The sequence below is a fragment of the Ornithinimicrobium sp. genome (assembly GCF_035267225.1).
In the GTDB taxonomy this organism is placed as follows: Bacteria; Actinomycetota; Actinomycetes; order Actinomycetales; family Dermatophilaceae; genus Ornithinicoccus.
The window spans coordinates 1-8,956 of sequence record NZ_DATFMA010000102.1 but is presented as its reverse complement, the minus strand read 5'-3'; the positions used below and the strand labels follow the sequence as shown (position 1 = coordinate 8,956).

General features: G+C 68.9%; 9 protein-coding genes. 1 reads left to right on the top strand and 8 read right to left on the bottom strand.

Annotated elements, in window-relative coordinates; all coding sequences use genetic code 11:
* Positions 1–231: 231 nt before the first annotated feature.
* Together VJ976_RS10425 and VJ976_RS10420 are read right to left on the bottom strand one after the other, a co-directional pair.
* Positions 232–891 (bottom strand): hypothetical protein, encoded by a 660-nt coding sequence (locus VJ976_RS10425; RefSeq protein ID WP_324100156.1) that lies wholly within the window; start codon positions 889–891, stop codon positions 232–234.
* On the bottom strand, positions 888–1,346 hold the full coding sequence (locus tag VJ976_RS10420) for a thioesterase family protein (protein WP_324100155.1): 459 nt from the start codon (positions 1,344–1,346) through the stop codon (positions 888–890). Before VJ976_RS10420 ends, VJ976_RS10425 begins: the two co-directional genes overlap by 4 nt.
* 40 nt (positions 1,347–1,386) lie before the next feature.
* On the opposite strand from VJ976_RS10420, the gene VJ976_RS10415 reads away from it, so the two are divergent.
* Positions 1,387–2,310 (top strand): acyl-CoA thioesterase II, encoded by a 924-nt coding sequence (locus tag VJ976_RS10415; RefSeq protein ID WP_324100154.1) that lies wholly within the window; start codon positions 1,387–1,389, stop codon positions 2,308–2,310.
* A gap of 8 nt (positions 2,311–2,318) precedes the next feature.
* Here the strand turns inward: VJ976_RS10415 and VJ976_RS10410 are convergent, their stop codons facing one another.
* From VJ976_RS10410 to VJ976_RS10385, 6 genes are all read right to left on the bottom strand, one after another.
* Positions 2,319–3,224, bottom strand: coding sequence for an LLM class F420-dependent oxidoreductase (locus VJ976_RS10410; protein WP_324100153.1), 906 nt, complete (start codon positions 3,222–3,224; stop codon positions 2,319–2,321).
* A 34-nt stretch (positions 3,225–3,258) separates the two neighbouring features.
* Positions 3,259–3,978, bottom strand: coding sequence for an SRPBCC family protein (locus VJ976_RS10405; RefSeq protein ID WP_324100152.1), 720 nt, complete (start codon positions 3,976–3,978; stop codon positions 3,259–3,261).
* A gap of 4 nt (positions 3,979–3,982) precedes the next feature.
* On the bottom strand, positions 3,983–4,840 hold the full coding sequence (locus VJ976_RS10400) for a xanthine dehydrogenase family protein subunit M (protein ID WP_324100151.1): 858 nt from the start codon (positions 4,838–4,840) through the stop codon (positions 3,983–3,985).
* Positions 4,837–7,341, bottom strand: coding sequence for a xanthine dehydrogenase family protein molybdopterin-binding subunit (locus VJ976_RS10395; protein WP_324100150.1), 2,505 nt, complete (start codon positions 7,339–7,341; stop codon positions 4,837–4,839). The genes VJ976_RS10400 and VJ976_RS10395 overlap by 4 nt, the downstream gene beginning before the upstream one ends.
* Positions 7,338–7,805: a (2Fe-2S)-binding protein gene (locus VJ976_RS10390; RefSeq protein ID WP_324100149.1), complete on the bottom strand. Its 468-nt coding sequence runs from the start codon at positions 7,803–7,805 to the stop codon at positions 7,338–7,340. Before VJ976_RS10390 ends, VJ976_RS10395 begins: the two co-directional genes overlap by 4 nt.
* 313 nt (positions 7,806–8,118) lie before the next feature.
* Positions 8,119–8,956, bottom strand: an 838-nt coding sequence (locus VJ976_RS10385; RefSeq protein ID WP_324100148.1) for an XdhC/CoxI family protein, incomplete at its 5' end; no start/stop codon positions are given.

Below are 8,956 nucleotides of genomic sequence, written 5' to 3'. Positions count from 1 at the left end.
GTAGCCGCGGCATCGTCCGTGACCGCGACGGAATCCTCAGACTCCGGTGCAGGCTGAGGCTCCTGTCCGTCGTCACATCCCGCCAGCCCTGCTCCCAGCGCGAGACAGATCACGAGCGCGCAACGTCGCCTCACGGGAATCTCCTCTCACACCAGGGACAGCCGCTTTGGCTTGTGTGACAGGCCCATAGTCTCGCGCACGCCCTGATCTGGGCGCTACTCGTCCACAGCGCTAACGCGCAAGGACCTCCCCGTTGCGCAGGCTCAAGCGTGTCCACGGCCCCGAGGTGAGCACCGTGCCTGTGTCGTCTGGGCCGGTGAAGCCGAGCGTGTGGGCGGCCAGCGCCATTCCGGCCGGAGGGGCCGCCGAGTCGTCGGACAGTTGTCGACCCCAGACGCGAGCACGCAGGGAGGCAACTGCTGCCGCCCCCGCCCCCGCCGGTGTCCCCCGCGCCACCGCTTCGATGCCGTCGCGCGCTGTCTGCACCAGAGCCACGTGCGTCACCTCACCGCGAGGCACCCATCCCGACCGAGGCGGGCTGATCGCTGCCCAGGAGGGGGTGACTCTCATCGGCGGCAGCTGCAGCGCCGCACTGACATCACCGGCGCTCTGGCGTCTCGCCAGACGGTCCGAGACGGCCGCGAGCGGCACCGTCGCGTCGAGCTCGTGCGCGCCGTCGAGCTTCATCACACGCAACCCCAGCACAAGCCCCGACCCCAGCAACCCCTGACCGGGCAGCACCTGCACCCAGGCGGCCAACACCTCGCCGCGTCCCTGCAGCCGAGCCGCCCCGTCGGCGTCCAGCGAGCGGGCGCGGGCTACATAGGTGCCGAGGTCCTGCAAGGTCTCCACCTCGGCGAACCTCAGCATTGCCTCCCCGGTGTCGGTCACCGCCGCCCTCGGTGGCTGCGCAGAGACGGAGGGTCATCGAGATCCGCCCGCAGCGCCTCACGCTGCGCGTCCTCCAGCCGTCGGGGGCTTCCGGTGCTGAAGTCGTAGGCCACCAGTGTGGCCTCCGCGAGCGCAAAGGTGACCTCCGAGCCCACCTGCTTCACGGCATACCCGATGTCGAAAGAGGCTCCGCTGAGCCGGCACGGCCACACCTCGATCCGGGCCGGTTCGTGGTTGAACGTCAACGGAGCGAGGTAGTCGATCTCCTGTCGCGCCACCAGGACGCCCTCACGGAGCAAGGAACGCTCGCTGCCGAACCAGTGGCGGAACGCATACACCCTCGCGTCCTCCAACAGCCGAAGGAACTGGACGTTGTTGACGTGACCGTAGACGTCCATGTCCGACCACCGGATCTGGATGTCGACGGCGAACCGGCTCTCAGCAGGGGAGGGCATGACGCTCATCTTGCCAGTCACCCCTCGGTAGGCTTCGCGGGTGAACCTTGAGGACCCGATCGACGACCTGCTCGACGTGCTCGACCTCGACCGTGAGGGATCGACCACCATCTCGGTCACCTCGCCGGAGGGTCTCGGGGAGGACCTCGGGCGTTCCCACGGCGATGTGTTCCTGGGGCGCAGCCAGCCGCAGCCGCACGGCCGCGTCTTCGGTGGGCAGGTGCTGGCCCAGTCCGTCATCGCAGCCGGCCGTACGGTCGACGACGTCACGCAGACAGCTCGCCCGATTCACTCGATGCACGGGTACTTCCTGAGGCCCGGTGACGACCACCGACCCATCCGGTTCCTCGTCGAGCGGATGCGCGATGGCCACTCGTTCTCGGCGCGCCGGGTGCACGCGATCCAGGACGGACGGATTCTGCTGTCGATGATCACCTCGTTCCAGGACGAGGCCGAGGGTCTGGACCACCAGCATGAGATGCCGCGGGTCCACGGGCCGGACGGTCTGCGATCGGACGCCGAGATCCTGGCTGAGATCGACCACCCCACCGCCCAGCAGCTCGCGCGGCGAGCTGTCGAGATCAAGCACGTCGAGGGACCCCTGTTCACCCAGGTCGCGGAACAGACAGCCCAGCAGCACGTCTGGTTCCGCATCCCACGGGCGCTGCCCGACGACCGGCTACTGCACGCGGCGCTGCTGGCCTACGCCTCCGACTACAGCCTGCTCGAGCCGATCCTGCGCCGGCACGGGCTTGTCTGGGGCGACCCGCGGTTGCGCCCGGCCAGTCTCGACCATGCGATGTGGTTTCACCGAAGCCCGCGCGCCGACGACTGGATCCTCTACCGCCAGGCCTCACCGTCCTCGCAGAACGGACGCGGGCTGGGCCACGGTCTGATGTTCGCCGCGGATGGCACGCTGATGGCCAGCGTCGCTCAGGAAGGCATGGTGCGGCTCAAGGAGTAGCCGCCGCGTCAGAGCTCGCGCACCTGTGCCACGAGATCGGCGACCAGGTCGAAGGCGCCGTCCTCGTGCACGTTCGGCAAGCCGAACAGGACCGTCTGGGTGCCGACCTCAGCTAAGGCGCCCAGCTTGTCGACTGCGCCAGGCACAGTCAGCGACTCCTCACCGCTCTCGGTGAGCGGGCGCCCGTCGGTGGAGAGCGCCATCCGCGTCACCACGGTCCGCTCGATCTCTGATGGGTCACGCCCCAGCGCCTGGCAGTGGCCGTCGAGCACGTCGTACTTCGCCTTCACACCTTCGGGGCCGAGGTCGAAGATGTTGCAGGCGTCCGCGTACTGCGCCACCAGCCGTAGGGTCTTCTTCTCTCCGCCTCCTCCCACCATGATCGGCAGGCGGGGTCGGCTGAGCGGGGGCGGCGAGTTCAAGGGGCGCTGTAGCTGGTAGTGGGTGCCCTCGTACGGCGACTCGTCGCCGGAGCGCATCTGGTGCGCGATCTGCAGGGTCTCCTCGAGGCGCTCGAAGCGACTGCCCAACGACGGGAAGGGCACCCCCAGGCCGCGGTGCTCCTCTTCGTTCCAGGCGGCGCCGATGCCGAGCCACGCGCGTCCGCCGCTGAGAACGTCCAGTGTGGTCACCGTCTTGAGCAGCACGCCCGGATGGCGATAGGTCACGCCTGTCACCAACGTCCCCAGCTCGAGGGTCGAGGTGTGCGCCGCGACGAACGACAGAGTGGTGTAGCCCTCCAGCATCTCCAGATCGGACGGGCCGATGGGTCGAATCTGGAAGAAGTGGTCCATGACCCACAGGCTCGACATCCCGGCGGCCTCGGCATGGCCGGCAATCCGGGCCAGCGTGGGCCCGATGGACGCTGGCGCGCCGGGCCAGCTGAAGGAGGGAACCTGCAGCCCCAGTCGCATGACCCGAGCCTACGCCGGGCAGGTCGTGATCCTGCTAGTCGCCGCTGCGCGACCCGCTGCGACCCACCAGGTAACCCACGACGCCCGCCGCCAGCACCGCCAACGGAACGCCGTAGCGGCCCAGCACCGCGGGCCCGACCGCGCTGCCCAGATGGATGGCGTCGTCGGAGCTCTCAGACGGGCTCGCGCTCGGTGGCACTGGGTCGGGTCCCGGTGTCACGGCCGGGCTGAGCGCAGCGTCCGACTCGGGCTCCGCAGCCGGCGTGCTCTCGCTGGCCGCCACCGGGTCGTGGCTCTGCGCGCGGTGCTCGTCGCCGCCGAGCTGGGACTCCACGCAGTCGACGAACCTGTTCAGCAGCTTGTCGGACACGTCCTGCATCACGCCACGACCGAACTGGGCCGGCTTGCCGGTGATCGAGAGCTCGGTCTTGACGTCGACCTTGGTCCCGTCCCCATCCGGGCTGAGGTTGAGCATCACGGTGGCGCCGGCCGTGCCGTTGCCGCGCTTGTCCTTGCCGCGGGCCTCGATGGTGGCCCGATGGTCGGCATCGTCGCGGGAGACGAACTGGCCGGACCCCGAGTACATCATCGCGATCGGACCGAGCTTGACCTTGACCGTGCCGGAGAACTCTTCGTCGCCGGCCTCGGTGACAGTGGCGCCAGGGAAGCACGATCCCACCTGCTGCAGATCGGTCAGCAACGCCCAGGTCCGCTCCGGATGAGCGGGGACAGAGAAGGAATGCACGAGCTCCATGCGCTCAGTCTCCCACCGCCGCGAGCACCGCGCGCCGGGTCAGCACACCGGCCAGGTGCCTGCGGTAGTCGGCGTCCCCATTGAGGTCCGAAGGAGGGTCCGTGCCCTCACCCGCTGACGCGCATGCTTCCCGCAGCGCCTCCTCGGAGGCCTGCATCCCGACCAGGCGCTGCTCCACCGCCGTGGCACGCAACGGGGTCGGGCCCATGTTCGTCAGGGCCACCTTGGCCTCCACGATCACACCGCCTTCGGCACGGATGGTGGCCGCCGAGGCCACGATCGACCACTGATGCGAGACGCGGACGAACTTGCTGTAGGCACTGCCCCACCCGGTGTGCTTCGGGATGCGGACGGCGGTCAACAGCTCCTCCTCCGCCACGGCCGTTTCGAAGAGGTCGACGAAGAACTCGCTCGCGCTGACCGTGCGTTCGGCGCCGTCGGAACCGGTGACCACCATCTCGGCGTCCAGGGCCAGCGCGGGCGCGCCGACATCGCCGGCGGGGTCGGCGTGCACCAAGGCTCCGCCGATGGTCCCGCGATGACGGATCTGCGGGTCTGCCACCTCCGCGACCGCCCTGGCCAGCAGAGCGGCGTGTTCGTGCACCAGGTCGCTGCCCAGGATGTCGGCGTACGTGGTCATCGCTCCGATGCGGATCGCGTCGCCGTCGTCGCTGACGCCGGACAGCTCCGGCACGCGGCCGAGGTCGACCACCACCTCGGGGGCGTTGAGGCGCATGCGCAGGATCGGGAGCAGTGACTGTCCACCCGCCATGACCTTGGCCTCGTCGCCGTGCTCGGCGAGCACGGCGAGGGCCTCAGTCACGGTGGTGGGGGCGACGTAGTCGAAGGCTGCGGGGATCATGAGCGCGCTCCGTTGGTGCCGAGTCCGGCCGAAGGGTCGGGATCATCCTGGTTCAGGGAGCCGGTCTCGAAGTGGGGCACCGCATCGCCGGTGGTGGGGTCACCGCCGGGGTCGGACTGCCCCGCCTGCCCCTCTGTGATGGCGCGCCAGACCCGCTCCGGAGTGCACGGCATGCGGATGTCCTTGACCCCGAACTGCCGGATGGCGTCGAGCACGGCGTTGACCACCGCCGGGGTGGAGGCGATCGCCCCGGCTTCTCCGACTCCCTTGGCGCCCATGTCGTTGCTCAAAGCCGGGGTGGTCGTGCGGTCAGTGGTGAAGCTGATGGTGTCGGCGGTGGTCGGCAGGGTGTAGTCCACGAACGAACCCGAGACGAGAGTGCCGTTGTCGTCGTAGACGGCCTCCTCCCAGAGCGCCTGGGAGATGCCCTGCACCAGACCGCCGTGCACCTGCCCCTCCACGATCATCGGGTTCACCACGTTGCCGATGTCATCGACGCAGACATAGGAGCGCATACTCACCTGCCCGGTCTCGGTGTCGACCTCCATGGCGCACAGGTGCGTGCCGTGGGGGAAGGAGAAGGTGACCGGGTCGAAGGTCGCCTCGGCGTCCAGGGTCGGCTCCATGCCAGCGGGAAGGTCGTGGGCGGAGAAGGCGGCGAACGCGATCTCGGCGAGCCCGACGCCCTGGTCGGTGCCCTTGACGCTGAAGTTCCCGCGGTCGAACTCCATGTCGTCCACGTTGGCTTCGAGCATGTGCGCAGCCAAGGGCTTGGCCTTCTCGATCACTCTGTCGGCCGCCTCGATGACCGCCTGCCCTCCGACGACGAGCGAGCGCGAACCGTAGGTGTCCAGGCCCCGGTTGCTGCTCTGGGTGTCACCGTGCAGCACCTCGACATCCTCGAAGGCCACGCCCAGTCGATCCGCCACGATCTGGCTCCAGGCGGTCTCGTGGCCCTGGCCGTGCGGGGAGACCCCGGTGACGACCTCGACCTTGCCCGTCGGCAGGACGCGCACGTCGGCGCGCTCCCACCCGCCGGCCGCGTAGTTCATCCGGCCGAGCCAGCGAGACGGAGCCAGCCCGCACATCTCGGTGAAGGTCGAGATGCCGATGCCGAGCTGGACGGGGTCGCCCGCTTCACGGCGCTGCTGCTGCTCCGCACGAAGCCCCGCGTAGTCGAACAGCTCCGTCGCGCGGTCCGTCGCGGCCTCGTAGTTACCCGAGTCGTACTGAAGTCCCGCGACGGTGTCGAACGGGAACTCCTCGTGGGTGATCCAGTTCTTGCGGCGCAGCTCCAACGGGTCCATGCCGAGCTCGTCGGCAAGGTCGTCCATCAGACGCTCGATGGCGAACGTGGCCTCCGGTCGACCAGCGCCGCGGTAGGCGTCCACCCACGTCTTGTTGGTGAACACCGTGGTCAGCTCGAACCGGTAGGCGTCGAACTTGTACATGGAGTTGAACATGGAGGCGCCCAGGAGCGGCACCCCGCCGCCGAGCAAGGCCGTGTAGGCCCCGAGACCGGCCAGCAGCTCGACCTTCAGACCTTTCACGGTCCCGTCGCGACTGGCGGAAAGGGTCAGCTTCTGCCATTGGTCCCGCCCGTGGTGCCCCGAGAGCAGTGACTCGCTGCGCGTCTCGGTCCACTTGCACGGCTTGCCCGTGTGCTGAGCCGCCAGGAAGGTGATCATCTCCTCCGGCGTGATCTGCAGCTTGCCACCGAAGCCGCCGCCTACGTCCGGCGCGATGACCCGGATCTTCGACTCGGGGACGCCCAGGGTGAGCGCGATGAAGATGCGTACGAAGTGCGGGACCTGGGTGGACGACCACACCGTGAACTGCTCCGATGTGGGGTCCACCACGACCGAGCGTGGCTCCATGAAGGCGGGGATGAGGCGCTGCTGACGGTACTCGCGTTCGAGGAGGACCTCGGCCTCGCGAATGGTCTCCTCCACGTCCCCGCCGGTGCCGGCCTCCTGGGAGTCGAAGACATAGGTGGCGCTGCGATTGGTGCCGAGGTCGGGGTGCGCCAACACCTCGTCCGCTGCCGCACGCCTCAGGTCCAGGGCCGGTGTCAGCTCTTCGAACTCCACGTCCACGAGCTCGGCCGCATCCCGGGCCGCCGCAGCGCTGCGCGCCACCACCACGGCGACGATCTCACCGGCGAAGGCGACCCGGTCGACCGCGATCGCCGGGTGGTCAGGTGCCTTCTGGTCGCCGGTGAGCGGCCATGCGTTCGGAAGCCCTCCCTGGCTGTCCTTCACGTCCTGGCCGGTCAGGACGGTGACAACGCCCGGGGAGGCCTTGGCCGCGCTGGCGTCCACCGAGGTGATGTGGGCGTGAGCGAAGGGGCTGCGCACCATGCTCAGGTGCAGCATCCCGGTGAGCTGGATGTTGTCGGTGAACTTCGTGCGCCCGGTGATCAGGCGCTGGTCCTCCTTGCGCAGACGGGCCTTGCCGATCTCACTCTCGGGTCCTCGCGTCGCCTCCTCGATGGTGGTCATCCCTGTGCTCCTGACGCAGCCTGCTGTACGGCCTTGACGATGTTCTGGTAGCCCGTGCACCGACAGAGGTTGCCTTCCATGCCTTGGCGGATCTCGGCCTCGCTGGGGTCGGGGTTCTCGTTCAGCAGGTCGGTGGCCTGCATGATCATCCCGGGGGTGCAGTACCCACACTGCAGGGCGTGGCACTCGTGGAAGGCCTGTTGCACCGGCGTCAGCTCACCACCACTGGCCAGTCCCTCGATCGTGGTGACGTCGTGACCGTCGGCCTGGACGGCCAACATGTTGCACGACTTCACACTGCGACCGTCGAGGTGCACCGTGCAGGCGCCACAGTTGCTGGTGTCGCAACCCACCACGGTGCCCGTCTTGCCCACCTGCTCTCGCAGGTAGTGCACCAGAAGGGCGCGAGGTTCGACGTCGTCGGTGCACTCCACCCCGTCGACGTTGACGGTGATACGGGTCATGGGTCCTCCTGAGTCAGGGAAGAACAGGGACAGCCACCTTTGCGATCATGACGTGGCCGCCATCACACCGCAACCGCACGCTTGGCTCTACCTCGACCCCTCGGTGGTTCGCCAGTCACCGCGACGACGCCCCGCGCACGGGCCATTGATTGTTCAGAGGGTAGGCGCCGACGAGGGCGCGACCGTCCGCACCCACGACCTCACCGCCATCGTCACCCGCAGTGGCGTGACCCGGCACGAGTAGGCACCTCGCCCCCACCCGGCCTATCCCGCGGGTGCTTCACCCTGCCCGAGCGCACGGCAGATCCAGGCATCACCTCGACGGGTCGGCTTCGGCCTCTCGGCTGCTGACGGCGTCTTGACTCGTGCTGTCCTCGTCGGACTCGTGGTGGATCGGCCCCGTCGTGTGGCTCAGAGGTTCGCCCTGGCCGCCCCACCGCGCAGCGATGATCTCGGACGCGATGCTCACCGCCGTCTCCTCGGGCGTGCGGGCACCCAGATCCAGCCCGATGGGGCTGGAGAGCTTACCCAGGCTCGCCTCCGTGAGTCCGGCTTCGCGCAGGCGAGCCACCCGGTCCTCGTGAGTCCGCCGGGACCCCATGGCGCCGACGTAGGCGACCGGTGGCCCCGTCAGGGCCAGCTGCAGGACGGGCACATCGAACTTCGGATCATGCGTGAGGACACAGATGACGGTGCGGCCGTCAACGCGACCGGCCTCGACCTCGCGCTCGAGGTAGCGATGCGGCCAGTCCACGACGACCTCGTCCGCATCCGCGAACCGAGCCTTCGTCGCGAAGACGGGGCGCGCGTCGCACACGGTCACATGGTGCCCCAGGAAGGCACCCATGCTCGCGACGGCAGCAGCGAAGTCGATCGCGCCGAACACGATCATCCGGGGCTTCGGCGCGAACGCGGCGACGAACACCCGCATGCCGGCCCCACGCCGCTCCCCGTCTGGCCCGTACTGCAGAGTGTGGGTGCGCCCGACCGCCAGCAGTCCCCGCGCGTCGTCCGACACCGCTTCATCAACCCGCACGGAACCGAGGGACCCACGCGAGCCCCGGCCCTCCTGTCGCACGACAAGATGCCGGCCGACCCGTGCCGGGTCCGGATGCTCGATCACTGTCGCCACCGCCACCGGCCGACCGGTC